This is a genomic window from Stenotrophomonas sp. STEN035 (assembly GCF_056759935.1).
Genome location: NZ_JBRRDY010000014.1, coordinates 1 through 24809 on the forward strand (window position 1 = coordinate 1; position 24809 = coordinate 24809).

Here is a 24809-nt window from a genome sequence, read left to right on the forward strand (position 1 = left end):
GCCATGCTCGGCAGGGGAACTACCCGGAAAGCTCCCTGCCGAGCATGGCTCGGCACTACGCCCCCTTCCTTTCGCGCAACGAAGCGGAGGATTGGGGAGGGGTAAGGTCTTCGCCGGCCGATGTGGTTGTGGTTTCGCGGCTTGCGCCGCTCCTGCAAGATGGCTGGTGAGGCTCCTGCCGAGCATGGCTCGGCACTACATGTTCATGCCGTGCCGATGCGAGCCAGCAGCAGGCCGGCCAGCACGGCTGCGACGGCGACGACCACCATCAGCGCGAACAGCCAGGCGCGTCTGCGCTGGCGTTGGTTCGCACTGATCGCGGCGTTGAACATGGCCACGCGCTGCTGTTCGCTGGCGGCGATGATGGCTTTGGCCTTGGCCGAGCCTTCATCGGCACCCAGCCGTCCAGCCTTGATGTCGTCGGCGATGACTTCCAGTTGCTGCATCACTTCAAATTGCAGCTTCTGCAGTTCCAGCGTGGTGTCGTTGTGGTTGGACAAGCAGGGTTCTCGCAGCTGGGTCAGGCAGAGGGGGACTGTAATGCCTGCCGGATCACCCGTGACAGGATCGCCGGGTCATCAGCGGCCAGATGTTGGCCCAGCCGCAACAGGCCAATACCAAAGCCGCACATCAGCACGCCTGGTAGTAGTGCAGGCAGCAGCATCAGATCAAATCGGCCCAACTGCGAGGCCGTCACCGCGCTCCACAGCACGCAGAAGCCAAGCCAGAAGAATGCAAAGAAGTAGACCAGTGCTGGCAAGGCAAACCTGCCGCGCAGTTCGCAGCCCTGAGCGGTCGCGCGCAGCTCGCCGCGGAAATGCGGTTTGAACGAGTTGCGCATTGCGACCCGATGATACAGGTGTACATGTTGCTCGCCTATCGATCCGGCGACGCTGCCAGTAGCCGTCAGGTTGCCACGCGCGGTGGCAGCGCGCAGTGACTGCAGCGCCTGTTCGCGCGTCAGGAGGCTGGAGAACACAACATGCGTACGCGGAAACAGCCAGGTCCAGAAAGACATGCGCTTGATCTCTGTGCGGCAGGACAAGATAGCCGCAGGCGCGAGGATTGCCTATTGCAGACTACTGCCACGGTTGCGCATGGCTTTCTTGATCAGTGCGGTGACCTTTTTTTCGACGTCGGGTGTGAACTCGACCAATGCATAAGCGGTGGGCCACATGGCGCCATCGTCCAACGTCGCAGTGTCGTTGAAACCCAGCGTGGAATAGCGCGCGCCGAATTTGCTCGCCCCTTGGAAAAACACTACTACCTTGCCATCGCGCGCGTAGGCGGGCATGCCGTACCAGGTCTTGGGTGCTAGCGAAGGTGCGGTGGCGCTGACAATGGCATGTAGGCGCTGTGCCATCTGCTGCTCGGCGGCTGGCATCTCGGCAATCTTGGCCAGCAGTTCGGCTTCGCCGTCAGCTTTCAGCTTTCCGGCCTTGGCTTCGGCCTTGAGCTCACGTGCACGTTCCTTCATGGCAGCCTGTTCTTCGGCGGTAAACCCACTGGATTTGGACACGGCCATGGAAGGTCCTGCATGGGAAGGGAGGCAGGGCTTTGTAACCCAAACCGGGCGGTCAAATGTAAAACGTGGGTACGGCTGCGGCCATTTGCCAAGGAGCGGGGAACAGGAACAGGAACAGGCGAAACGGTGGTGGCCGTCGGCTGCTCAGCTGTTCTGGCTAAGCTCGCGTTCAATGCGCCGGTCGGGAATCAGCCAGAGCAGGGCGACGGCTGCGTACAGTAGCTGTGCGATGTGCGCGTTGACGACACTCAGGACGATACCGCTGATATAGAGAAGCGGCGACAATTTGCCCTTCCAGTCGTTGCCCAATGCGTGACGCAGTCGCGAACTGTCTCCATCGGCAGCGACGATACGGCGTTGCAGGATCCAGTAGGCGATGGCGGCGGCCAGCAGGATGCCGCCGTACAGTGCAGAGGGCAGTGGCTGGTTGTTGAAGTCATCCATCCAATGGGTGGCGAATGGCAACAGCGACAGCCAGAACAGCAGGTGCAGGTTGGCCCACAACACACTGCCGGTGACTTTCTGGCAGGCCTGCAGCAGGTGATGGTGGTTGTTCCAGTAGATGCCGATGTAGACGAAGCTCAGCAGGTAGCTGAGCAGGGTGGTCAACAGCGGCCGTAGCGCGTCCAGCGAAGCACCTTCGGGCGGTCGCATTTCCAGCACCATGATCGTGATGATGATAGCCAATACACCGTCACTGAAGGCTTCAAGCCGGCCCTTGCCCATTGCTGTCTCCTGCTTGCATCGCTGAGGAATTCGGTGCAGAACGCTAGCACGAAGCGCCGTCGAGGCCGTGTGTCGGGCTTGCGGGTTGGCGGCCGTCCAGTCTGCAGGGGAGGCTGGACCGTTTGCAGGACCTACAGCAGGCGAGTGCCCAGCGGCACCTCATGCTCGGGCATGCATAGGCTGACCCGACCCTCAGCGTCGTGAAATCCGGTCACCAGGCATTCGGACATCAGTGGGCCGATTTGTTTCGGAGGGAAGTTGAGCACTGCCACCACCAGCCGCCGGACCAGCTGTTCGGCGCTGTATAGTGCGGTGATCTGTGCGCTGGATTTGCGGATGCCGATCTCCACACCGAAATCCACCTGCAGGATGTAGGCGGGTTTGCGGGCGGCAGTGAAAGGCTCGGCGGCGATGACGCGGCCTACGCGAAGTTCAACCTTGCGGAAGTCGTTCCAATCGATGGTCTGCATGGCGGTTGCTCGTGAGCTTGATGTCATTGGAGTGGTCAGGGCTGGCGCGATGCAGGCTGATCTCCAGAGCCCGTAGCGCGATCGCCAAGGTCACTCGCCTGTGGCGACGCGGTCCAGTCGTAGTTCCATCGGCTGGTAGATGATTCCCATCGATTCGCTTACCTCGCCGCTGCAATGGAACCCGTAGCCGAGGTAGGCGGGCACTGAAGGCAAGGAGGCGCTTACGGTCAGCATATCCGAGCGGGCGTGTTTGATGGCTTCGGCAAGCAGGTGGCGGCCGATGCCGCGGCGCTGCAGTTCGGGGCTGATGAACAGCATTGCGATATGTCGCCCCTGCTTCAGCTCGATGAGGCCGGCGGGTTGCCCGGAAGCTTCCGCCAACCACATCAGGTTGTCCTCGCTGATGCGGGATGCAAACGCTTCCGCAGCGGCAAGCGTGCGGAAAGTCTCGACGCCTTCGCCAGTGAGCGTGGAGGCAACCGAATCCATGAACGCCGTCATGCAAAGCCTGCTCGCGGTACCCACATCGTCATGGCTGAGCGGCCGTATGTTCATGCCTTCCCCGTTGATGTGCGGGTGGTTATGCAGGTATTGGAGATCATGTTTTCTTGAGAGCCATGCCGACGCTGGCGGGTGCGGTCAGCGTGAAACCGTACTGCTGGTAGAGGCGGTAGGCTTCACCATCTGCAAGCAGGCTGACGTAGGCCGAAGCTGGCACCTCACGTTCGATGTAGGCCTGGATTTCCGCCATCACCTTCTTGCCGAGACCGCGGCCCTGATGCGCAGGGAGCACCGCGATGTCGACCACCTGGTAAAAGCTGCCCCCGTCGCCGATCACCCGCCCCATCGCCACCGTTTCGCCGGCATGGGTGATCTGCACGGCGAACAGCGAATTGGGCAGGCCGCGACTGGCAGCCTCCATCGTCTTCGCACTGAGTCCACTGGCCTGGCGCAGCTGCCGGTAGGTGTCCACGGAAGGGATGTCGTGCTTGATGGTGTAGTTGGGTTCGCTCATCGTTGTATCCGGAATCTCGGGCTGGCGGTGTGGCGAGGCTTCAGACGGGAAACGTGATGGGCCAGCTGGCGGCAGTGCGCGCATTGGCTTGTCATGGGACGTCCAGAATGTGCGGGAAGCCCGGCATCGGATCGACCCGCAACGGCGCAGGGCAGGGGAGTTCCGCGTTCAACGGGCGGCAACGATTCCGTTGATGCAGTCGGGCCTGATGTTGCCGCTGGTGGAATGGCTCGCGCTGCGTCCGGTTACGGCAATGGCGGCGGGTTGCCGGGCATCGCTTGGGGGGTGCCGGTGGCCGGCGGTGCAGTGCTGCCCAGCACGGCCTGGGCGATCAGCTTGTCCAGACGACGGACATCCAGGCCCTTGTTGAGGTTGACCTTGATATGGCCGGCCTTGGTCCAGAGTTCGATCTCGGAGTTGAAATTGAACAGGCCGTGGCCGTTCTCCGAAGACCACATGTAGATGGAAGAGTACGGCAGCGAATAGATCTCCACTTTCTTTCCGGTGATGCCCTGCGCGTCCCGCACGATCAAGCGCTTGTTGGTGAACACCGCTGAATCACGGAAAGTTTTGTAGGCCGCAACGGCAGTCTCGCCTGACACCAGGATGTCGTTCACATCCTGCGGAATCGGGCACTCCGATACCAGCGTCCAGGCCAGGATTGGATTTGTTTCCATGTTGAAGCTGTCCCCCGTGATGGCGAATTGTTGTGCAACGGAGGTGGAATTGTAGGCGGCGGGCAGGTCAGGGCAATAGGCCGGAATGCATGCCTGTTGGGCGTGAGGGCGATGTATGTCAGGTGCTGCTGCGCAGGTGGCCGGCGCTGAGTTGGGGGGGAAGCGTTCGATGATCGCTACGGCGGTTTTCCATCGGGCCGGGGGCGGCGGGGATACGGCGGGCAGATCCTTGACTTGGAATTCCACGTTGCGTTTTGGCGCCGGTTGCTGCGTCGACCTTGGGCGTCCACGGCGGTGCTCGGTCCGCTGTGGCGATTGGTCCTTACTCAGCCGAAGGTGAGCACGGCTGCCCCAATCAGTGCAGACAGGGCCAGGCTTCCTGCTTGAATCCAGAGCAGCGCCAGCAGAATACCCACGCCAACGGTTGAACCGCGATGCGCGAGCAGCCGACGGATCAGGATGATGAGGTAGACGATAAGCGTAGCAAGGACGGCAGCATTGGCAATGACCGGCCCCATGGTGCCGGTGAGCATGCGGTGAAAGGCCATCGCGAACGTGACGCAGCCGAACGTGCCTAGCATGCCGTAAAAGACGAACGTGTCTGTGATTGACGGCGGCCTGGGCAGCGCAGGTGCTTGCCTGAGCAGGATAGCCTGTTGCAGCGATGTTTCACTGATGTCGCGCGCCCGCAGCTCCTCCCCAAGGATTTTTTCCGCCCAAGGCTCCAGCGATTGTTCCTGCCACATCCGCATCAATGTGACCGTGTCCATTGCGCCAAAGCGCGAGCGCAGCGCCGCATGTGCTTTTTCCATATTCCCGTCCTTGTGAAGTCTTTCGCATCTGTGTCTGCTGCAGGAGCTTCCTGCGCCGTCCTCAGTAAGCGCACAGCCCCGTACAGCTTACGTCGCGCATGGACACAATGATGGCCTCGATATCCGTGCGGTCTTCCGTCGGCGCCTCGGCTAGTGAGTTGCCGGCCGCATCTACGATCTGTTGCCGGGCCTGGAGCTGCAGCGCTGATGCGAACAGATGCGAGTTCTCTGCCATGGCCCGAAGCAGCTGCTTGCGGTAGCTCACGCGGTATGCCGGGTTGTGGATGCTTTGCAGATGACCGATGTAGCTGCTCAACAGCCCGCCGCGCAGCTGCTTCAGGCCAGCCAATCGAACCGGTGTCAGCTCCTGCGGTGGTAGCGTGGCCATGAACCCCGCCATGGGCGGAATCTGCGTGGCTAGGCAGCGCATCAAAAAGGGGTGCAGTTGCTCAAGTTCCTGCTGGAACGACAGAGTGTTCTCCTCCATCGTCCTGATCATCTGACGCACGATCTGCTCCTGAGTCGCCTTCGGGTCGATGCGATCCTTGAAGCCGGACAGGACATAGGCCATTGTCACGCGGTTGGCTTGGCCGCAGATTTCCATCAGTTGGCCGAGGTTGCTCGCGGCATAGGTCTGCGAATCTAGGAAGCGCTGTCTGTCAGAGAGGATGTCGAGCAGTGCCTGCGTTTCCGGCTCAGCGATACGGGGCATGTCACCCATAGCCGATTGCTGAGCGATGCGCTGCTCCATTCTTGCGCCCGCCTCCAGATAGTCGGTTTGCGCTGAGGCCGGTGTCTGCGCCGCTGTCTGCCAGGAGGCAAGAATGAGGCTGGCGGTGGCAAAGCAGGTAAGCAGTGACTTCATGTCAAACGTATCCAGGTGTTGGGGCATACAAGCATCAGCACCGCTTGTCGGTCGGTGTTGACTGATGATCATGCAGAAGCCCGGGTACCCCCGGGCTTCTGCGGTCAGTCATCAACGTGGACCGGGCATCACTCGATCGGCTGTTCCAGCATCAGCTGGCGTGCGAAACGCACCGGCGGTGCGCCGTAGGACAGCATCTGGTCGTGGTAGGCCTTCAGGTTGAAGTTGGCACCCTGCTTTTCCTGCACTGCCTTGCGGGTATCGAAGTGCTCCTGCGCACCGACGAAGTAGGTCGGCAGCTGGGCAGAGGTGAGCTGTGCGCGCACCCACTTGCCCGAGGCTTCGCTTTCCTGCTGGAAGGCGTCGTGGGTCATCAGCTGCATGGCCTGCTCGCGACTCCAGTTGTCCACGTGCACCCCCTGGTCGAGGATGGCATTGGCAATGGTGCGCAGGTAGAACTTCAGCTGCACCAGGTGGAACAGTGGGTCGTTATCCAGGTAGCCCTGCTCCTGCATCATGCGTTCGGTGTAGACCGCCCAGCCTTCTGCAAACAGGCCCGAGCGCAGCACCGCACGCAGCGTCGACGGGAACTTGCCCGAGTGCCAGCCTTCCAGGTAATGGCCCGGGGTGCCTTCGTGGATGGACAGCAGGTGGATCATGCGGCTGTTGTATTCGCGCAGGAAGGAATCCACCTGCTTGTCGTTCCAGTCATCCGGAATCGGCGAGACCGCGTAGAAGGTCTTCAGGTTCTTGTCCAACGGGCCCGGCGAATCGCAATAGGCCACGGCCACGCCGCGCTGGAATTCCGGCATCAGGATGATGTCGACCGGGGCATCGGGCAGGGTCATCAGGTCATGCTTGCGCACGAACTCGGTGGACTGGTCGAGCGCGGCCTTGGCATCGTCCACGACCTTGTCGCGGGCCGGCTTGTCGGCATAGGCCAGTTCCAGTGCGGCCTCGATCGCCTTCTGCTGCTGGTCGTCGGTCGGGTTGGCCGGCATTTCCGGTGCGCCCGGCTTGTCCTTCAACACCACCTGAGCGATGCCGTACATGTCCTTGCGCACGCGGGTCAACTCGGCGCGGGCGCGCTCGCCGATCTCGGCGCGCGACAGCGAGGAGTTGAGCGAGAACTTCAGCTTCTGGTCGTATTTTTCCGCGCCGATGCGGAACTCGCCCTTGGCATTCGGAACCAGGGTCTTGTCCAGCCAGGTCTGCTGTTCTTCGACTGCCGTGGTCAGTGTGGCGATGGCGGCCTTCAGGCGTTCCTGGTCGGCGGCTTCGAGCTGGCCGATGTTGGGCACGATGAAGGTTTCAACCAGGCTGAGGATGCCGCGGTTCTGCTTGGCCACGGTTTCGGCGTGGATCTTCGGCACGCGCGCCGGATCCAGGTTGGCACGGGCGGCGGCGAAGATCTGCGGGATCAGTTCGATGCGGGCGGTGGCCGACTTCAGGCGCTCCGGCAGCGGCGCGAATTCGCGCGCCATCAGGCCGTAGATGGCGCTGCCGGCCAGGCCGTTATAGACCTGCGGGTCCCACTTCCACGACTGCATGGTTTCGTTGGACCAGATGTCCGACTGCAACTGGTTGCGCAGGATGGCCGCATCCACCTGGTTCTCGCGGCCGAGCTTGCTGACGTCGAGCTTGTCCAGCTCGGCGAGCAGGGCCTTGCTGGCCTCCAGGCTCTTCTGCTGGCCGGCCGCGCTCAGGTCGTCAAGCTGGCTGTCGTAGCGGTGATCACCGATCTGGGTGGCACTGACCGGGGACAGCTGCATCCAGGTGTCCAAGGCCTTCTTCGACAGCTCGGCGAACTGGGCGTCGGCCTGGGACTGGCCGGCCTGCTCGGTGGTGGTGGACGGCGCGGTCGGGGCGTCGCCGCTCTGGCAGCCGGCGAGGCTGGCGAGCAGGGCGGCGGCGAGCAGGTGCTTGCGCATCGGTGATCCTGTTACTGAGGGAATCCCCGAGCATAGGTGGACTGGGCCGCTGCTGCACCTGCCGTTGGTTGGTGTCGGCTTGCCGAAATGGGCGGTTGGGCGAGGCCGCCATCTGTAGCCCGGGCGAGCGCAGCGCACCCGGGAATGTGGTCTTGGCGAGAACGAAGGGGGGCGGGTGCGCTGCATTCACTGGAGTTGGTGAGCTCTGCACAAATTTTTAGCCTTCGTATTCAGCTATGTCGTTATGCTGCGGCCACGAAACCTCTTGGGAACATGGAAGCATGAAGCAATTGCACGGAAGTACCTTGGCGTTGGCACTGGGCGCGTTGCTCCTGCTTGGTGGTTGCGCAAAGCATGAGATGTCGGCCGAGAGCGCGGCGGTGGCAGCCGATGCGGTGCAATCGCCGGAGGGCGCATTCCTGGCCTATGAGCACACCGTGCAGCTGCAATTGCCTGGCAAGGATATTGCGCCGCGGGTGAAGGCTGTATCCGATGCCTGCCAGAGCGCGAAGTTCGGCGACTGCGCAGTGCTCAACGTGTCCCAGCAGGGTGGCGATACACCCCGCGGCTCAATCAAGGTGCGGGTCGCGCCGAAGGGCGTGGAGCCGCTGATCGCGTTGGCCAGCGACAAGGGCGAGGTGACCACCCGCAACACCGAGGCCGAGGATCTGGCCCAGCAGGTTGCCGATACCCAGTTGATGCAGGACCGTTTGAAGGCCGAGCATGAACGCCTGCTCGAGTACCAGCAGCGCAAGGATCTGGCGGTGGCGGATCTGCTGACGATTTCGCAACGCCTGTCGGAGATCGAAGCTGGCCTGCAGCAGGCCAATCGTGATTCGGCGCAGCAGCACCGCCGTATCGATACGCAGCTGGTGACCATCAACATTGAATCGACCAACAGTCAGCGCAACCGCAGCGAGATTGGCCGCGCGTTTGGCGATTTCGGTGAGATATTCACCACCAGCGTGGCCTATGTGATCCGCATCGTCGCAGGCCTGCTGCCGTTGATTCTGGTTGGTAGCTTCCTGGCATGGTTGCTGCGCCTGTGGTGGCGCCGCCGCAAAAAGAACTAATCAACAGTTTTGTAGGAGCGGCGTCAGCCGCGAAGCTGATGATCTGAAACATGGCCAGCTTCGCGGCTTACGCCGCTCCTACAAACAAGCCACCCACATCAGGCATCAGCCATGCAGATGCAGCTCGGGAATGCGCTTCTCATGCGCGGCAAACAGTTCCTGGAACTCTTCTTCGTTGAACTCATCGGGCAGATAGACCGCCACCTGGCTGCTGACGCCATTGGCATCCACACGCTCACGCGGCCCAGCACGCAACGACACTTCGCGATCCTTGAAAGTGGTGACCCATGGGGTCTCATCCCACTGCGTCACTTCGGCGTTGTCTGCATCCCAGATAACAACAATCGTAAACATGGCGTCTCAACTCTTCAGGGCGCGGTGTTCGCTGGTGATGGTCGCACCTTCGCCCATCACCTTGGTGACCGGTGTGCGGGTGGCTACGTCCAGTAGCCGTTCCCATTGCTCGCCAGTCAACGCGCCGGTAGCGGAAAGAATGCGGTGCACCTGCAGCTTACCGGCTTCATCGCGGCTGGAGGTTAGCTCGGCGTTGAACTCACCCAGCTCCCAGCCTTTTTTCTCTGCATACATCCGCAAGGTAATTGCGGTGCAGGCTGCCAGTGATGCCAGATACAGGTCGAATGGCGCCATGCCAGCATCCTCGCCGCCCAGCCGGGCTGGCTCATCCGCAACAAGGCTGTGGACGCCGTTGCTGATGCGATGGGCGTAGTTGCTTCCCGTTGATTCAATGGTGACGTGGGCCATGGCAGCCTCCTTCGGAACGAATCGCCAAACTACTGCGATACAGGCGGCTTCGGTAGTCACCGTTTATTGCCTGCATCGTCCCATTGTCTGAACGATGCCGTTGTTCACATCGTCGCGATGGCTGCAGTGCCAGCTTGTTGGGTAACTGCGGCTTCCTCAAGCAGGCAATCTACCGCGGTCCTCAGCATCTTCGGTGCGATGAAATGGTGATGCATCGGGTCCACCGCTGCCATATACAGATGCCCGAAGGGGTTGCGGCAATGCACGCGGGTGGAAAGGCTGAAAGTGATCAGCTCGCCATCGCGCTGCACCGCGACGCTGGAACGGAACTGCAGGTGGCGATCATCGGCACCGAGCAGCACCTGCGCCGAGTTGGCACTGATGGAAGAGGCCAGTACCGGGAAACGTTGGGCAAAACGTTGTGTTGGCGCATCGCTCAATAGCGACGACACCGGGCAGCCCAAGGACGAGGTGCGCAGTCGCAACGGCCGCGCCAATAGATTCCGTAGCCGCATCAGGCCGCTGACGCTGCCGGCGGGTTGTTGGATGAAGGCTGCGAGCAACGCTGCCAGTAGTTGTTCCGGATTGCTACCGATCAGCCAGCATTGATCGATCTGAACATCCACGTGATCCTGATGGTGGTAACTCGCCAGTTGCTTGGCCAACAGTGAGTTCGGCGGCAGTTGATGTGTGCTATTCGCTCGCAAGGTGGGGAGCTTGTGCGATGTAGTGCCGCTTCGCGGGTGGCGTTGCACCAGCAGTTGGCGCAGCTGCCCGGCGTGGCGGCGCAGAAGCGCACAGGCCCAGGCTTGCCGGGGCAGCGGATCGAAGCTGAGTACGCTGGTCCACACCTGCGCCTGTTGTGTGTGCTGCTGCAGTGCTGCCGGCATCAGTTCAGTGAGACTGGCGAGGTCGGCCTCGCCGTGCATGACCTGTGCATGCAGTTTGGGATCCAGCGCGCCTGCAGTTTCGTCCGGATGGCATGAAACCGCGAACAGGGCTGGATGCCTGTCATTGCCGCGCAGCGGCTCAAACCGGTGCCAGGTGTTAGCGGCCATGCGCACCGTGAACAGACAATCGGCGGGAATCTCGACGTGGCGCAGGGCCTGCTGGATATTCTGCGGCGTGTCGCAGGCCGAACCGGCGGCGATGAAACGCAGGCGCGCGCCGCCGCTGCCGCTGATCGCGGTGAACACGCGCGGTGCAGCATGACGATGGAATGGATGACCATGGCGGCCCACCGAGAACGTGTACAGCGCGGCGTTGTCGCCGGCAGCTAGGTCGGGAGCTGACAGCCGTGCCGAAGGCTCATCCAGGGCATCGTTGAAATGCGCATGCTGGGCCTGGCGTGCCCCTGCTGCTGTTGCAACTGCATCGCCAGCACCTACATCGAGTTGGGTCAGTAGTGTGACCTCCGCGGCACGGCTGCCATCACTGGCATTGATCGAGACATGCGGAAAACTGCTTTCGTTGGGAGTGCGACTGCGTTCCATGCGATGCCTCGTGGTTGTCAGCTGGCAGGTTTTGCCTTGGTTTTGGCGTTGCGACGTGATTCGCGCTGCAGCGGCCCGGCGGTTGGGCAGACCTCGAAGGCAAAGCGACTCAAGGTGTTGACCATGTTGTCGGGGGTAAGCCGGTAGAACACGAACTGACCGCGGCGCTCGCTCATGACCAGTCCGGCGGCGGCGAGAACCGAGAGATGGCGCGATATGGCCGGCGCACTCATCTCGAAACGCTGGCCGATCTCGCCAGCGGTGAGCTCCTGTGCTGACAGATAGGCCAGGATCTCGCGGCGTGGGCGTGAGGCAAGGGCTTCGAAGATCTGGTCGGCGGGCATGGGTAGTCAGTTAACTAATTAGTTAATTGATTAAGCGCCTGATTGCCTGGGTATGTCAAGCGGCGTACCTGTAGTGCCGAGCCATGCTCGGCAGGGGCTTTGCCGGCAACCCGAGCACCTTCGCTCTGCGCTTTTGTTGGAGTACCGCTGGGTGGCCCCGGGCCATTCGCCGCGAAGCTCCAACTGGACCAGCCAGCGAAGAGCCAACCCCTCCCCAACCCTCCCCTTCGCTACGCGAAAGGGAGGGGGCGTAGTGCCGAGCCTTGCCCGGCAATGGATGTTCCCGGTAAAGCCTCTGCCGAGCATGGCTCGGCACTACAAGGCTGCTGTTACCTGACCCGTACCGGCAACGGAATGTTGCACAGGTCGATATGTCCAGCGGCGCGCTTGTAGAAGCCATCCACACGATTGCGACGAGCCTCCACCGCATCGGCGAAAGTCTTCGAATCGGTGCGCAACACCTGCAGGTTTACCCGCTGCGCGGCAGGCAATTCGCTGGCCAAGTTGATCGCCTTGATCTGCGTACGCTGTGCGGGGTTTTCGTAGAAGCCCATCGGATCGGGACCGCGCTTGATGGTGCTCAGCAGCTCCATGCCCTTGAGCACGCGACCTACCAGGGTGATGTTGCGGTCCAGCTGGCGCGGCGATTGACCGGTGACCACATAAAGTTCCGCACCGACGCTGCTGTCCTCATCGTTGTTGCGACCGGCACCGAGTGCGCCATAGCAATGCGCCAACCAAGCGTTCTTGCCATCACTACCGACTGCGAAGTCGCCGACGAAGCCGGTCCTGGCGGCCCAGCCGTCGCGGTCGGGCAGGGCGGTGAAGGCCAGCCCTTCCAGCGGACGTTGGAACTCTGCAGGCAGGTGGGTCTTGGCGCTGCCCATCGACTTCGCCTTGGCCGCATCGTCCGCATCGGCGTCGCCGAACTGGACCACGAAATTGTCCTGTGATCGGTAGATGCTCAGTCCGTCCCAGAAGTGCTCCCTGGCCATGGTGCGGATGTTGCCGGCGTGCTCGGGGGCGAACTGCGGGGCCAATTCGATGATGACGCGGCCACCTTCCAGATCCATGTACAACGTGTTCTCCGCTGCCGGGCTGTGCCAGTCGCTGGCCGGGGCGGCATCGATGATCTCCTGCGCGCTGCGGTACTTGGCGGGGGCGTCGGCCGCCAGCAGCGGCGGCGGGGATAGCGACAGAGCCAGCGCAAGCAGGCAGGGGCGTAGCGTCATCGGGCGCATTCCAGTTGGGTGTGTCCCGATTCTGCGCGATTGCCCGTGCCGCCCGCCAGCCTCGTGACCGAGGTGGGGGTGACTACCGGCATATTCACTATAGCGAACTAAGTACTAGTATCTGCTTCACGCTAGTCGGCAGGAGTGAAGGCCATGACTGAGTTGGATGCCCATCTACGCAAGTTCCAGAAGGAATTGAGCACAGGCACGGTGTCGCTGGCCTTGCTGGCGGTGCTGGCCAAGGCGCCGGAGCCGCTGTACGGCTATCTGATTGCCAAGGAGCTGGAGCGGGTTGGCGACGGGGTGCTCAGCGGCAAACAGAGCGCGTTGTACCCGGTGCTGCGCAATCTGGAAGGCGCGGGCCTGCTGGAAAGTCATGTGGAGCCATCGGTGGCCGGACCGCCGCGGCGCTACTACCGCATCAATGACGACGGCCGCGCCGCACTGCGGCAGTGGATAGCAGCGTGGAATGCCACCCGGGACTCGGTCGAGTCCGTACTGGAAGGAATCAACTGATGAATACCGAATACACCGCGCGAGCGCTGCCGACGACGATTCCCGAGTACCTGGATCAGCTGCGTGCTGCATTGAGTGGGGCTGACCTGGCGATGATCCAGGACGCGCTGTACGACGCGGAGGAGTACCTGCGCTCGGAGCTGGCCGAGCAGCCGGGCAAGAGCGAGGCCGAGGTGATTGCCGGTGTCGCCGGCAGTTACGGCGCACCGGAAGAAGTGGCCGAGATCTACCGCGAAACCGAAGTGACGGTGAATCGCGCGCTGCGTACACCGCGGCCTGCGGCACGGGCCGTGCCGCCTGTCGCGATTGCGACGGCAGACAGCACCGCGTCGCCGGTTGAGCACAGTGCAGTTGCACCGGCTCGCGAGCCGGCACCGCGCTCCTTGCTGGCACGCTTCTTCGGTGTGGCGATGGACCCGCACACGTATGGCGCGCTGTTTTACATGCTGTTGTCGTTGGCTACCGGCATTTTCTTCTTTACCTGGGTGGTTACCGGTTTGTCGCTGTCGGTATCGCTGCTGATCGTGATCATTGGTATTCCGGTCTTGCTGCTGTTCCTGGGCTCGGTGCGGGTGTTGTCGCTGGTTGAGGGCCGCATCATCGAAACCATGCTGGGCGTGCGCATGCCGCGTCGTCCGACCTATACCGATCGCAGCCAGGGTTGGCTGCAGCGCATCGGTGCGATGTTCTCGGACGGGCGCACCTGGCTGACCATGCTGTATTTCTTGCTGATGCTGCCGCTGGGCATCCTGTACTTCACCGTGGCGACGACCTTGCTGTCGACGTCGTTGGCGCTGGTTTTCGCACCGCTGGTCTCGCTGTTCTCCAACCTGCCGATGGGGATCTGGATCGACGGCGTCAATGTCGGCAATGCGTTCTGGTTGTGGCCGGTGTCGGTGGGTGTAGGCGTGCTGCTGCTGTTCGGCACCCTGCATCTGGCACGTGGCATCGGCAAGCTGCACGGCGCCATGGCCAAGCATCTGCTGGTGCGGTTGTAAGCACAGCGGATTGAAGGAATGCAGACGAGGACGCCGATGGCGCCCTCGTTATTTGTAGAGCCGAGCCATGCTCGGCAGAGGCGTTACAGATAGACCATTGTGTAGGAGAGGCGTCAGCCGCGAAGCTGGTAGATGGCCAGATTGCAGAAATGCCTGACCAACCATTGTTGCCAGCTTCGCGGCAGACGCCGCTCCTACAATTCTGGATTGCTGTTAAAGCCCCTGCCGAGCATGGCTCGGCACTACCTCGCGTTATGCTGGTGGCGATTTTTTTGTGGAGAGCGCCATGGCCGGTAAAGGCTGGTTCTACGTGGCCCTGACCTGTCTGTTCGAGCTGGTCTGGGTGTATGGCTTCAATGTGGCTGCCGCATGGTGGCATTGGATTCCGATCATCGCGGTGATCGTGGTGGACTTTCATTGGCTGGCCAAGGCCTGCGAATCATTGCCGACCGGCACGGTGTATGCGGTGTTTGCCGCCGTCGGCACGGTGGGCACGGCGTTGATGGATATTTTCCTGTTCGATGGCAGCTTCAGCCTGGCCAAGGGCGTGTTCATGGCGGTGCTGGTGGCGGGTGTGATCGCGCTGAAACTGGCCGATGGCAAGGCTGCCGCCGCGTCTGAAGCAGAGGGGCAGGGAGGCTGATATGGGCTGGTTTCTGGTGATCGTCGCGGCCTTGATGGAGACGGTAGGCGTGATTGGCCTGAAGCGTTACAGCGGGCGCAAGAGTCTGTTGAACGCTGTGTTGTTCTTTGGCGGGTTCGGTGCTTCGTTCGTGCTGCTGTACCAGTCGTTCCGTTACATCCAGTTGAGCATTGCCTATGCGGTCTGGATTGGCTTGGGAACGGCGGCTGCGGTGCTGGTGAACATGCTGTTCTTTGGTGAGTCGCGCAGTACGGCGCGTTTGCTTAGCCTGGCTGTGATCGTGTTGGGGGTTGTGGGCTTGAAGGCGGTTTCTTGAATGCGGAAGGCCCCGGGAGTGCCGGGGCCTTGGGGTTTGCTTGTCAGCTTCGGCGGCACTGCTATTGCCGAAACCGTCTTGCTTCGATTTACCCTCCCCCCAACCCCCGCTCCGCGCCCCTCGCGCTGGCGCAAGGGCGTTCGATGGGCAGCGAACCAATGGTTCGCAAGCTGCCCCTCTCACCCCGCAGGGAGAGGGGCTCAAGCCGGTTCAGCGCTGGGCGCGGCGGCGCAGCGGGGTTACGTTGCTGCTGGCTTTCCTGGCCTTCTTTGCCGCCGGTTGTGCGGACTGGGCACTGAAGAAATCGCGCATCTTCGGGTACACCACTTCGCGCCAGCGGCGGCCGCTGAAGATGCCGTAGTGGCCGGCGCCTTCGACGATGAAGTGGTCGCGGCGCGAGGCCGGGATGCCGGTGCACAGCGCCTGCGCGGCTTCGGTCTGGCCGAGGCCGGCGATATCGTCCAGCTCGCCTTCGATGCTCAGTAGGGCGGTGTCGCGGATCGCCGACGGGTCGACGTGTTCGCCGCGCACATACCATTCGCCCCGCGGCAGCAGGAACTCCTGGAACACCACGCGGATGGTGTCCAGGTAGAACTGCGCCGGCATGTCCAGCACGGCGTTGTATTCGTCGTAGAAACGGCGATGCGCATTGGCATCGTCAAGGTCGCCCTTGACCAGGTCGGTGTAGAAATCCCAATGCGACATCAGGTGGCGGCTGGGATTCATCGACATGAAGCCGGCGTGTTGCAGGAAGCCCGGATAGACGCGACGACCCTGGCCCGGATACGGCGCCGGAATGGTGTGGATGACGTTGTTCTCGAACCACGACATCGGGTTGCGGGTCGCCAGGTTGTTGACCGCGGTCGGGCTGCAACGCGCATCGATCGGCCCGCCCATCATCACCAGCGAGCGCGGCGTGGTTTCACCACGGCTGGCCATCAGTGACACTGCAGCCAATACCGGCACGGTCGGCTGGCAGACGCTGACCACGTGCACGTTGTCGGCGCCGAGGTGGCGGATGAATTCCTGCACGTACTCGATGTAGTCGTCCAGGCCGAACTCGCCCTGTTCCACCGGCACCATGCGCGCGTCGACCCAGTCGGTCACATAGACGCGGTGGTCGCGCAGCAAGGTGCGCACAGTGTCGCGCAGCAACGTGGCGTGGTGGCCAGACAGCGGCGCCACCACCAGCACGATGGGCTGGGCGAGCAGGGCTTCAACCTTGGAGGTTTCATTGCTGTGGCGCTTGAAGCGCAGCAGCTTGCAGAACGGCTTCTCCACTTCGGTGAGCTGGGCGATCGGCACGATCTCGCCATCAAGCTCCAGCTCGTGGATGCCCCATTCGGGCTTCTCATAATCCTTGCCGAGGCGATGGAACAGCTCGTTCATCGCCGCGAAGCGATCAGCGCCCGGCATCGACGACCACCAGTGGCCCGAATTATTGAAGAACGCCGCATTTGCCTGCGCCTGGTGAACCCAGGGCGCAAGCAGGTTGCGGGTCAATTCATGCAGTTGATAAAGCATGACGTCCCAATATGTACAGTCATATGATGCTGTGCAGCATAGCGCACTATCGCAGAGCGCGAGTTAAGCCGGTATCGGCCTTTAGTCGGCCCTTTCCAGCGCGGCGATGTCTTCGCTGAATGCGGGCCCCAGCCAGCAATGCGAGCCAACGCCGCGGAAGCCCGCTTCGCGCAGCTGGCGCTTGTACCAACGGGCAGGGCGCTGCTGGAAGCCGTCGTGGTCGCCATGGAACTCGTCCTCGGCAGTGAATGCCTCCAGGAAGGCGACCCCGCCGCAGAGTTCGGCCAGGCCGGGCAGGCCCTTGCGCAGTTCGCGGCTGGGCACGTAGTGGATCACGTCCGAGCAGACCAGCAGGTCGACCGGCGCGCACGGGCGCAGCCACTGGAAGTCGCCGAAGCTGGCCAGATGCAGGTTGCGGGTGCGGCCATAGCGGCGCACCACATACTCGCTGCTGTCAAAACCCATGTACTGCAGCTTGGGCCGCAGCTTGAGCAAGGGCGCACGCCAGGCGCCTTCACCGCAGCCGACATCGAGCACGCTGCGGATCGGGCGCTCCAGGTAGTACTCGGCCGCAGCCACGGCCAGCTGCACCTTGCGCGCCAGGCGTGCTGCGCCGCCGATATCGTCGCGGCGATACCAGCGTTGGAAGTAATCGGCGTCGTACTGCTTGTCCTGCATGTGCGTGTCTTGTGCGAATGGGCGAAAATGGCGCTCATCCTACGCCGCCGATGGAGCCAGCGCATGCAGTCGTATTTTTGGGTAAAGACCTTCCACCTTGTATTTGTGGTGGCGTGGATGGCGGCGGTGTTCTACCTGCCGCGGATCCTGGTCAACATCGCCGAGGCTGCGGGGCAGCCGCAGGTGGTGGAACGACTGCAGTTGATGGGTAAGCGTCTGTACCGGTTTGGCCACGTGATGTTTGGCATTGCCTTCATCCTTGGGCTGGTGCTGTGGCTGGGTTACAAGGTGTTGCCGGAGTTTCCGACCATGGTGGCGCCGGGCGCTGCTGGTTGGCTGCATGCAAAGCTGGGATTGGTGGTGTTGCTGATGGTGTACTTCACCTTCACCGGGCGTTGGTTGAAGGGCACGATCAAGGGCAAGGCGCTGCCGTCCTCGGGCACGCTGCGTTGGTTCAATGAGCTGCCGCTGGTGCTGTTCATTGCGATTGTCTATCTGGTGCTGGCGAAGCCGTTCTGAGTTTTTTTGGGGGCTGCGAAGATCAAAGGCACCCCTCCCAACCCTCCCCTTGGCTGCGCCAAAGGGAGGGCTTGAGCTCTGCCCCCTCCCGTTGGCGCAGCCAAGGGGAGGGCTGGGGAGGGGGGGAGCTTGTGACCCTTACTGCCCCCGCAAGGCCTCCGCAAACTGCGGAAAGGCAAACACATCATTGTGATCGGCATCAGCGATGGTCACGGCCTGCGCCACGCCGGGCCGGAATTCGCGCAGCAGTCGCAACGAACTCGCATTCGGAATCACCTCATCCCTGCCGGCGATGATCAAGGTGGTTGGGGCAGTGATCCGGGCGGCGTGACGCCATGAGTCGTAGTGATCGCGTAGCAGCAGGCGCACCGGGAAGGCCGGGAACATGCGCGCAGCCAGGCCGCCGATGCTGTCGTAAGGCGTGATCAACACCAGGCGTTGAACCGGGCGCGCAGCCGCGAGTTGCACGGCGACGCCCGAGCCGAGGCTGCGGCCAACCACGATGATCTCGTGTGCGTGACCGTTGCTGGTGCTGTCATACAGCGCCAAGGCATCGCCAGTAAGCGTGGCTTCGGTCGGTGAGCCGCTGCTGCCGCCATAGCCGCGGTAGTGCATGGCGTGGATGGCAGCATCTGGGAAGCCCTGCTGCAGCATCGGCAGGGCCTGCGAGACGTCTTCGGCATTGCCGCCGAAATACAGCACGATCTGCGTGCTGTGCTGCCGGTTGCTGGAGACGATGATGTCGGCATCGCCGCGCGGCATGGTCCAGTGCGGTACATCGGCACTGCGCGGGGTCGGGTGGTAAAGCATGCTGCGGGCATTGAAGGCGAGCAGGGCGCAGGCGATCAGGTACATGCTGGCGAGCACGCTGATGGCGATCAACACGACTTTCAGGCTGGTGATCATGCTGCTTGGCCTCGCCGGGGATGGGGAGAAGGCAGATAACACAGTCCATCGGTGCATCGCGTCGCCACAATCCGGTGCCAGCAAGCAGGCGGATACCGTATTTGTAGGAGCGGCGTAAGCCGCGAAGCAAGTACATCACCAGATGGCGCAGGTGCCAAGGACTTCAGCAGGACTAGCTTCGCGGCTTACGCCGCTCCTACAAAAGCCATGGTCCTGCGCTCAGCCTGCCGGCGTCAGCTGCCGCAGTTCCTTGCGTGCGGCATCGATCCAGGCGCGCTGCGCCTGCTGGTAATAGCGCGGCGAGGTCTCGGCGCGGTCGAGGATGTTCTGCAGTTGCCTGGCTGCGTCGTCGTCGCGGCCGGCGCGCTTGAGCAACAAGGCATAGCGAAGCCGTGCTTCCTCGCCGGGGTAGCCACCGATCATCGCCTCGTACTCGTGCAGGGCGGCAGGAATGTCCGCGCTGTCCTCCACGGTACGGGCATACAGCAGGTGGCCGTCATGCGAGCGGAAACTGGGGTTGGCCGCGATCAGCGCTTCCAGCGTCTTGCGTGCCTGTGCCGGCTGCTGCAGGCCGTACTGGGCCTTGGCCAGGCCCAGCATCAGGTCCGGGTCCTCGCTGTGCAGTCCGCGCAGCGCACCTTCGTACAGCGTCGCCGCTTCGGCATATTCGCCGCGGTCCAGGTGTTCCTGGGCCAGGCGTCTGCGGTTGTCGGCGGTGTCGGAAACCCGCAGGCGCTGGTCGGCTTGGCGCTTGCCGCGCTGCGGGTCGATCTGGTCGCGGACCTGGCGCAGGCCGCGACGCGCGGTCGGGCTGTTGCGCAGGTCCGGCAGCACTTCGGCGATCACGTAGATCAGCACTGCCAGATAGGAGAAGAACAGCAGGATGAAGATCCAGTACAGCGGTCGCCCGGTGCGCACGACGTGCACGCAGCAGGCGACCTGCAGGATCAGCGAAAGCAGAATGATCGGACTCATCCGTGTGTCCCTGTGGCGGAAGTGGCTTAGGCCGCTTCGTAGGCACCGTAGCTGCGCAGGCGCTTGTAGCGGCGTGCCAGCAGTTCGTCGACCGGCAGCTTTTCCAGTGCGTCCAGCTCATTGAGTAGTACGGCCTTCAGGCGCTTGCCCATCTGCGTGGGGTTGCGGTGGGCGCCGCCGATCGGCTCGCGGATCATCTTGTCGATCAGGCCCAGGCTCTTCAGGCGCGGGGCGGTCATGCCCAGTTGCTCGGCGGCGTCCTTGGCCTTGCCGGCGTCCTTCCACAGGATGGAGGCGCAGCCTTCCGGGCTGATGGTCGAGTAGACGCTGTATTCCAGCATCAGGGTACGGTCGCCCACGCCCAGTGCCAGTGCGCCGCCGGAGCCGCCTTCGCCGATCACGGTGCAGATCACTGGCACCTTCAGCTCGGCCATTTCCATCAGGTTGCGGGCGATGGCTTCGGACTGGCCACGCTCTTCAGCGTCGATGCCCGGCCAGGCGCCTGCGGTGTCGATCAGGGTCAGTACCGGCAGGCCGAAACGTTCGGCCATCTTCATCAGGCGCAGGGCCTTGCGGTAGCCCTCGGGCTTGGGCATGCCGAAGTTACGGCGCACCTTTTCCTTGGTGTCGCGGCCCTTCTGGTGGCCGATCAGCATCACCGAGCGGCCGCCGATGCGGGCCAGGCCGCCAACAATGGCCTTGTCGTCGGCAAAGGCGCGGTCGCCGGCCAGTTCCTGGAACTCATCGCAGAAGATGCGGATGTAGTCGAGCGGGTAGGGGCGCGACGGGTGGCGGGCCACCTGCAGCACCTGCCACGAGGACAGGTTGCGGAAGATCTGGGCAGTACGCAGGCGCAGCTTGTCTTCCAGCGCCTTGACCTCAGCATCGACATTGACCGCCGGCCCGGCGCTGGCATTGCGCAGGTCCTTGATCTTGGATTCCAGATCGGCGATGGGTTGCTCGAAATCGAGGTAGTTCGGATTCATCGGAAACCGTCAGCAATGAAAGGGGGGAAGTGTAGCCGAACGCGCCGTATCAACCCGTACGCGTCCGTCCGGACAATCAATTGGCCCAGGGCGGGCTGTACTTGACCTTGACCCGGCGCACGGCCGGGTCCTCGCGCAGGGCGTCGAGCAGCTTGGGCGTGACCCGCACCGAGCCGCTGCTGCCGAGGTCGAGCATGCCGGCGATGCTGCCGGGCTTGCCGTTGAGCAGCAGGTCCAGGCGCAGGGGGGTACGGCCCGGGCGGGCGGTGGCGAGCAGGGCGTCGATCCGTTGCCAGATCGGGCCGCCGCGGCCATCCACGCGCATCGACAGGCGCAGCGCGTGGTCGGCGCAGAGCTGCTCGTAGTCCCAGCATTGGCGCATGCGCAGGGCATAGCCGCCGTTGAACTCGTCTTCGCGCAGACCGCCCTTGACCACCAGGATGCGGTCCTTGGTCATGAGATGACCGAATTCGGCCAGGCCATCGGAGAACGCGCTGCATTCGACCCGGCCCTTGCCGTCTTCCAGTGTCACGAAGACCTGGCTGTCGCCCTTGCGGCGCACGCCAATGACCATGCCCGCCAGAATCACCGGGGATTCCTGACGCCAGGCGCGCTTCTCGCCGTCCTTGGAGGGGAAGGCCGGTGCAATCAGTTTGTCGAGTCCGCCGAGGTCGGTGCCGACCAGTTCCTTGACGTCATCGGCGTAAGGGTCGAACGGATGGCCGCTGAGGAAGAAGCCCAGGGTCTCGCGTTCGCCATTGAGCAGCTGTGCCAGCGGCCATTCCTTGCTCTCGGGCAGGTCGAGCTGGCTGGCGGTGCTGACCGGGTCCGGTGCGCCGAACAGCGAGTTCTGCCCGGAGGCCTTCTCGCGGGCCATCTGCTCGGTGGCCTTGATCACCTCCGGCAGCTGCAGCGCCAGCGTCGCGCGGTTCTTGCCGATGCCGTCGAAGGCACCGCAGTTGATCATCGCTTCCAGCGTGCGGCGGTTGAGCTTGCCCGATTCCACGCGTGCGCAGAAATCCAGCAGCGAGGCGTACTCGCCGCCGCGCTCGCGTTGCTCGACTACCGCTTCGCAGGCACCTTGGCCGACGCCCTTGATCGCGCCAAGGCCATAACGGATGGTGTCGGCGTTGGCGGCCTCGAACATATAGGCCGAGTCGTTGACGCGCGGCGGCAGCACGGTCAGGCCTAGGTTCTTCACCTCGGCCAGGAAGCCGACCACCTTGTCGGTGTTGTCCATGTCCGAGGACAGCGTCGCGGCCATGAACTCGGCTGGGTAGTGACGCTTGAGCCAGGCGGTCTGGTAGCTGACCAATGCATAGGCGGCGGCGTGCGACTTATTGAAACCGTAGCCGGCGAACTTCTCCATCAAGTCGAAGATTTCGTCGGCCTTGGGGCCGTCGACGCCGCCGGTGGCCGCACCTTCGCGGAAGATCTCGCGGTGCTTGGCCATTTCCGCCGGCACCTTCTTGCCCATCGCACGGCGCAATAGATCGGCGCCGCCCAGCGAGTAATTGCCGACGATCTGCGCCATCTGCATCACCTGCTCCTGATACACCATGATGCCGTAGGTGTCTTTCAGGATGGCTTCGGTACGCGGATCGGGATAGATGATTTCTTCCTGGCCGTGCTTACGCGCGTTGAAGGAGGGAATCAGGTCCATCGGGCCGGGGCGGTACAGCGACACCAGTGCGATCAGGTCTTCGAACCGGTCGGGGCGCGCGTCCTTCAGTAGGCGGCGCATGCCTGAGGATTCGAACTGGAACACCGCGCCGGTATTGCCGTTGGCGAAGATGTCCTTGTAGGTCGGTGCGTCGTCGAGCGGGATATGGGCGATATCGACCGGCGGAATGCCGGCGCGCTCGTGGCGCTTGTTGATCGCCTTCACCGCCCAATCAATGATGGTCAGTGTGCGCAGGCCGAGGAAGTCGAATTTCACCAGGCCGACTTCTTCAACGTCGTTCTTGTCGAACTGGGTGACCGGGTTCTTGCCGATGCCGCCATCGTCATGTTCGGCGTACAGCGGGCAGAACTCGCTCAGCGGCTCCGGCCCGATCACCACGCCGCCGGCATGCTTGCCGGCGTTGCGGGTCAGGTCTTCCAGCTGCAGGGCCAGGTCGATCAGGTCGCGGACGTCGTCTTCGGACTCGTAGCGTTGGATCAGCTCGGCCGAGGCCATTTCCGAACTCGTGCCTTCCTTGCCCTTGCCCAACGCATCCTTCAGGTGGATGCCGAGGATGTTGGGGATCAGCTTGGAAACGCCGTCGACCAGACCATACGGGAAGCCGAGCACGCGGCCGGTATCACGCACCACCGCCTTGGCCGCCATGGTGCCGTAGGTGATGATCTGGCTGACGCGCTCGCGGCCGTACTTGCGTGCAACGTAGTCGATCACCTCGTCGCGGCGATCCATGCAGAAGTCGATGTCGAAGTCGGGCATCGACACGCGTTCCGGGTTGAGGAAGCGCTCGAACAGCAGGTTGTAGGGCAGCGGATCCAGATCGGTGATCTTCAACGCCCAGGCCACCAGCGAACCGGCACCGGAACCACGGCCCGGACCGATCGGAATGCCCTGGTTCTTACCCCACTGGATGAAGTCGGCCACGATCAGGAAGTAGCCGGGGAAGCCCATCTTGATGATGGTGTTGAGCTCGAACTCCAGCCGCGCGTCATAGTCCTCGCGGGTCATGCCGGCAGCAATTGGATGCACCTGCAGGCGCTCTTCCAGGCCGTCGCGCGAGATCTTCTGGATCCAGCTGTCCAGGGTCTGGTCGTCGGGCACCGGATAGTTGGGCAGGAAGTAGGTGCCCAGCCGCATTTCGACGTTGCAGCGCTCGGCCAGTGCCAGGGTGTTGTCGATCGCGTCGGGGATGTCGGCGAACAGCTTGCACATCTGTTCCGGCGTCTTCAGGTACTGCTCGGCGCTGTACTCACGTGGACGCTTTGGGTCGTCCAGCACGCGGCCGGTGGAAATGCAGACGCGCGCTTCGTGCGCGTAGAAATCATCCGGCGACAGGAAGCGCACATCGTTGGTCGCCACCACCGGCAGGCCGCGTTGGCCGGCAGCCTGCAGTGCGAACTGGTTGAAGGCTTCCTCGCCATCGCGACCGGTGCGGGTCAGTTCCAGGTGCAGGCCGTCGCCAAACACGCGCTGCCAGTCGGCGAGCTGCTGCTCGGCCAGATCGTGGCGGCCATCATTGGCCAGACGCCCGGCCAGGCTGTGGCGGCCGGCCAGCGCGAACAGATTCTTGCAGCCGTCCTTCAGCCACTGTGGATGCACGGCGACGCCGCCCTCGTTGCGATGGCCTTCCATCCACGCACGGGTGAGCAGGCGCGACAGGCTCAGGTAGCCCTCGCGGTCGCGGCACAGCAAGGTCATGCGCCAGGGGTCCTGGCCGTCCTCGGTGATCAGCAGGTCGGCGCCGGCGATGGGCTTGATGCCCACGCCTTCGGCAGCCTTGTAGAACTTCACCAGCGCGAACATGTTGTTCAGGTCGGTGACGGCCAATGCCGGCGCTTTCATTTCGACCGAGCGGCTCAGCAGGTTGGCCTGCTTGGCCTTCTTGGGGTCGGCCTGATCGGGTTTGGCGGGTACGCGGATGGTGGAGTCCACCATCGAGAATTCGGTGTGGACGTGGAGATGGACGAAGCGGGAAGAAGTAGACATGCGGAGCCAGAAGTATGCCGGTGCAGGGTAGCGACGGGGGCGGGGTGGGGCAAGGCTTGACATGCCCGCTACGCGCGCCGGCCCGGGCCAGCGGCCCGCATGTGCACACTATCAGGACGGCCGTGGGCCCGGTGGGCTTGGTCGCCAAGCCCCGCG

General features: G+C 63.0%; 28 protein-coding genes. 6 read left to right on the plus strand and 22 right to left on the minus strand.

Annotated elements, in window-relative coordinates:
• Positions 1 to 203: 203 nt before the first annotated feature.
• The 11 genes from ACVOLL_RS09385 to ACVOLL_RS09435 form a co-directional block, all read right to left on the minus strand.
• Positions 204 to 500, minus strand: coding sequence for a hypothetical protein (locus ACVOLL_RS09385; protein WP_481512662.1), 297 nt, complete (start codon positions 498 to 500; stop codon positions 204 to 206).
• 20 nt (positions 501 to 520) lie between these two features.
• Entirely contained in the window at positions 521 to 1018 is a 498-nt protein-coding gene (locus tag ACVOLL_RS09390) for a hypothetical protein (protein ID WP_481512663.1), read from the minus strand.
• Between the two features lie 51 nt (positions 1019 to 1069).
• Positions 1070 to 1525: an iron chaperone gene (locus tag ACVOLL_RS09395; RefSeq protein ID WP_481512664.1), complete on the minus strand. Its 456-nt coding sequence runs from the start codon at positions 1523 to 1525 to the stop codon at positions 1070 to 1072.
• Between the two features lie 144 nt (positions 1526 to 1669).
• Positions 1670 to 2251 (minus strand): TMEM175 family protein, encoded by a 582-nt coding sequence (locus tag ACVOLL_RS09400; RefSeq protein ID WP_481512665.1) that lies wholly within the window; start codon positions 2249 to 2251, stop codon positions 1670 to 1672.
• A gap of 131 nt (positions 2252 to 2382) precedes the next feature.
• On the minus strand, positions 2383 to 2721 hold the full coding sequence (locus tag ACVOLL_RS09405) for a tRNA-binding protein (protein ID WP_481512666.1): 339 nt from the start codon (positions 2719 to 2721) through the stop codon (positions 2383 to 2385).
• A 90-nt stretch (positions 2722 to 2811) separates the two neighbouring features.
• A complete protein-coding gene (locus ACVOLL_RS09410; RefSeq protein ID WP_481512667.1) occupies positions 2812 to 3222 on the minus strand; it encodes a GNAT family N-acetyltransferase in 411 nt (136 codons plus the stop codon).
• Positions 3223 to 3319: 97 nt separating this feature from the next.
• Positions 3320 to 3736, minus strand: a complete 417-nt coding sequence (locus ACVOLL_RS09415; RefSeq protein ID WP_481512668.1) for a GNAT family N-acetyltransferase — start codon at positions 3734 to 3736, stop codon at positions 3320 to 3322.
• A gap of 245 nt (positions 3737 to 3981) precedes the next feature.
• Positions 3982 to 4413 (minus strand): PH domain-containing protein, encoded by a 432-nt coding sequence (locus ACVOLL_RS09420; protein WP_481512669.1) that lies wholly within the window; start codon positions 4411 to 4413, stop codon positions 3982 to 3984.
• 326 nt (positions 4414 to 4739) lie between these two features.
• Entirely contained in the window at positions 4740 to 5225 is a 486-nt protein-coding gene (locus ACVOLL_RS09425) for a hypothetical protein (RefSeq protein WP_481512670.1), read from the minus strand.
• Positions 5226 to 5286: 61 nt separating this feature from the next.
• On the minus strand, positions 5287 to 6090 hold the full coding sequence (locus ACVOLL_RS09430) for a hypothetical protein (protein ID WP_481512671.1): 804 nt from the start codon (positions 6088 to 6090) through the stop codon (positions 5287 to 5289).
• 128 nt (positions 6091 to 6218) lie between these two features.
• On the minus strand, positions 6219 to 8021 hold the full coding sequence (locus ACVOLL_RS09435; protein ID WP_481512672.1) for a DUF885 domain-containing protein: 1803 nt from the start codon (positions 8019 to 8021) through the stop codon (positions 6219 to 6221).
• 281 nt (positions 8022 to 8302) lie between these two features.
• On the opposite strand from ACVOLL_RS09435, the gene ACVOLL_RS09440 reads away from it, so the two are divergent.
• Complete coding sequence (locus ACVOLL_RS09440) at positions 8303 to 9094, plus strand: DUF4349 domain-containing protein (protein ID WP_481512673.1); 792 nt, start codon at positions 8303 to 8305, stop codon at positions 9092 to 9094.
• Positions 9095 to 9199: 105 nt separating this feature from the next.
• On the opposite strand, the gene ACVOLL_RS09445 is transcribed toward ACVOLL_RS09440, so the two are convergent.
• The 5 genes from ACVOLL_RS09445 to ACVOLL_RS09465 form a co-directional block, all read right to left on the minus strand.
• A complete protein-coding gene (locus ACVOLL_RS09445; RefSeq protein ID WP_481512674.1) occupies positions 9200 to 9448 on the minus strand; it encodes a hypothetical protein in 249 nt (82 codons plus the stop codon).
• A 6-nt stretch (positions 9449 to 9454) separates the two neighbouring features.
• On the minus strand, positions 9455 to 9856 hold the full coding sequence (locus tag ACVOLL_RS09450; RefSeq protein ID WP_481512675.1) for an OsmC family protein: 402 nt from the start codon (positions 9854 to 9856) through the stop codon (positions 9455 to 9457).
• Between the two features lie 104 nt (positions 9857 to 9960).
• Positions 9961 to 11349 (minus strand): DUF2867 domain-containing protein, encoded by a 1389-nt coding sequence (locus ACVOLL_RS09455; RefSeq protein WP_481512676.1) that lies wholly within the window; start codon positions 11347 to 11349, stop codon positions 9961 to 9963.
• 17 nt (positions 11350 to 11366) lie between these two features.
• Positions 11367 to 11693 carry a metalloregulator ArsR/SmtB family transcription factor gene (locus tag ACVOLL_RS09460; protein ID WP_481512677.1) on the minus strand — a complete coding sequence of 109 codons (327 nt, stop codon included), beginning with the start codon at positions 11691 to 11693 and terminating at the stop codon, positions 11367 to 11369.
• A gap of 329 nt (positions 11694 to 12022) precedes the next feature.
• On the minus strand, positions 12023 to 12925 hold the full coding sequence (locus tag ACVOLL_RS09465) for a peptidylprolyl isomerase (RefSeq protein WP_481512678.1): 903 nt from the start codon (positions 12923 to 12925) through the stop codon (positions 12023 to 12025).
• 153 nt (positions 12926 to 13078) lie between these two features.
• Between ACVOLL_RS09465 and ACVOLL_RS09470 the strand changes: the two genes are divergently transcribed.
• The 4 genes from ACVOLL_RS09470 to ACVOLL_RS09485 all read left to right on the plus strand — a co-directional run bounded on the left by ACVOLL_RS09470 (position 13079) and on the right by ACVOLL_RS09485 (position 15398).
• A complete protein-coding gene (locus ACVOLL_RS09470; protein WP_296251505.1) occupies positions 13079 to 13441 on the plus strand; it encodes a PadR family transcriptional regulator in 363 nt (120 codons plus the stop codon).
• Positions 13441 to 14439 (plus strand): sensor domain-containing protein, encoded by a 999-nt coding sequence (locus ACVOLL_RS09475; protein ID WP_481512679.1) that lies wholly within the window; start codon positions 13441 to 13443, stop codon positions 14437 to 14439. Before ACVOLL_RS09470 ends, ACVOLL_RS09475 begins: the two co-directional genes overlap by 1 nt.
• A 286-nt stretch (positions 14440 to 14725) precedes the next feature.
• Positions 14726 to 15082 carry a DMT family transporter gene (locus tag ACVOLL_RS09480; protein WP_481512680.1) on the plus strand — a complete coding sequence of 119 codons (357 nt, stop codon included), beginning with the start codon at positions 14726 to 14728 and terminating at the stop codon, positions 15080 to 15082.
• A 1-nt stretch (position 15083) separates the two neighbouring features.
• Positions 15084 to 15398: a DMT family transporter gene (locus ACVOLL_RS09485; protein WP_481512681.1), complete on the plus strand. Its 315-nt coding sequence runs from the start codon at positions 15084 to 15086 to the stop codon at positions 15396 to 15398.
• A 210-nt stretch (positions 15399 to 15608) separates the two neighbouring features.
• On the opposite strand, the gene ACVOLL_RS09490 is transcribed toward ACVOLL_RS09485, so the two are convergent.
• Both ACVOLL_RS09490 and ACVOLL_RS09495 read right to left on the minus strand, forming a co-directional pair.
• Entirely contained in the window at positions 15609 to 16922 is a 1314-nt protein-coding gene (locus tag ACVOLL_RS09490; RefSeq protein ID WP_481512682.1) for a polyhydroxyalkanoate depolymerase, read from the minus strand.
• 81 nt (positions 16923 to 17003) lie between these two features.
• On the minus strand, positions 17004 to 17600 hold the full coding sequence (locus tag ACVOLL_RS09495) for a class I SAM-dependent DNA methyltransferase (RefSeq protein ID WP_481512683.1): 597 nt from the start codon (positions 17598 to 17600) through the stop codon (positions 17004 to 17006).
• A 63-nt stretch (positions 17601 to 17663) separates the two neighbouring features.
• Here ACVOLL_RS09495 and ACVOLL_RS09500 point away from each other — a divergent pair, with 63 nt between their 5' ends.
• The gene (locus ACVOLL_RS09500) at positions 17664 to 18119 is read left to right on the plus strand and encodes a CopD family protein (RefSeq protein ID WP_481512684.1); all 456 of its coding nucleotides are present in this window, start codon (positions 17664 to 17666) and stop codon (positions 18117 to 18119) included.
• 138 nt (positions 18120 to 18257) lie between these two features.
• On the opposite strand, the gene ACVOLL_RS09505 is transcribed toward ACVOLL_RS09500, so the two are convergent.
• The 4 genes from ACVOLL_RS09505 to dnaE all read right to left on the minus strand — a co-directional run bounded on the left by ACVOLL_RS09505 (position 18258) and on the right by dnaE (position 24653).
• On the minus strand, positions 18258 to 19025 hold the full coding sequence (locus ACVOLL_RS09505) for an alpha/beta hydrolase (RefSeq protein WP_481512685.1): 768 nt from the start codon (positions 19023 to 19025) through the stop codon (positions 18258 to 18260).
• Positions 19026 to 19244: 219 nt separating this feature from the next.
• Complete coding sequence (locus tag ACVOLL_RS09510) at positions 19245 to 20000, minus strand: tetratricopeptide repeat protein (RefSeq protein WP_481512686.1); 756 nt, start codon at positions 19998 to 20000, stop codon at positions 19245 to 19247.
• A 26-nt stretch (positions 20001 to 20026) separates the two neighbouring features.
• Positions 20027 to 20986 (minus strand): acetyl-CoA carboxylase carboxyltransferase subunit alpha, encoded by a 960-nt coding sequence (locus tag ACVOLL_RS09515; protein WP_481512687.1) that lies wholly within the window; start codon positions 20984 to 20986, stop codon positions 20027 to 20029.
• 76 nt (positions 20987 to 21062) lie between these two features.
• Entirely contained in the window at positions 21063 to 24653 is a 3591-nt protein-coding gene (gene dnaE / locus ACVOLL_RS09520; RefSeq protein WP_481512688.1) for a DNA polymerase III subunit alpha, read from the minus strand.
• Positions 24654 to 24809 lie beyond the last annotated feature (156 nt).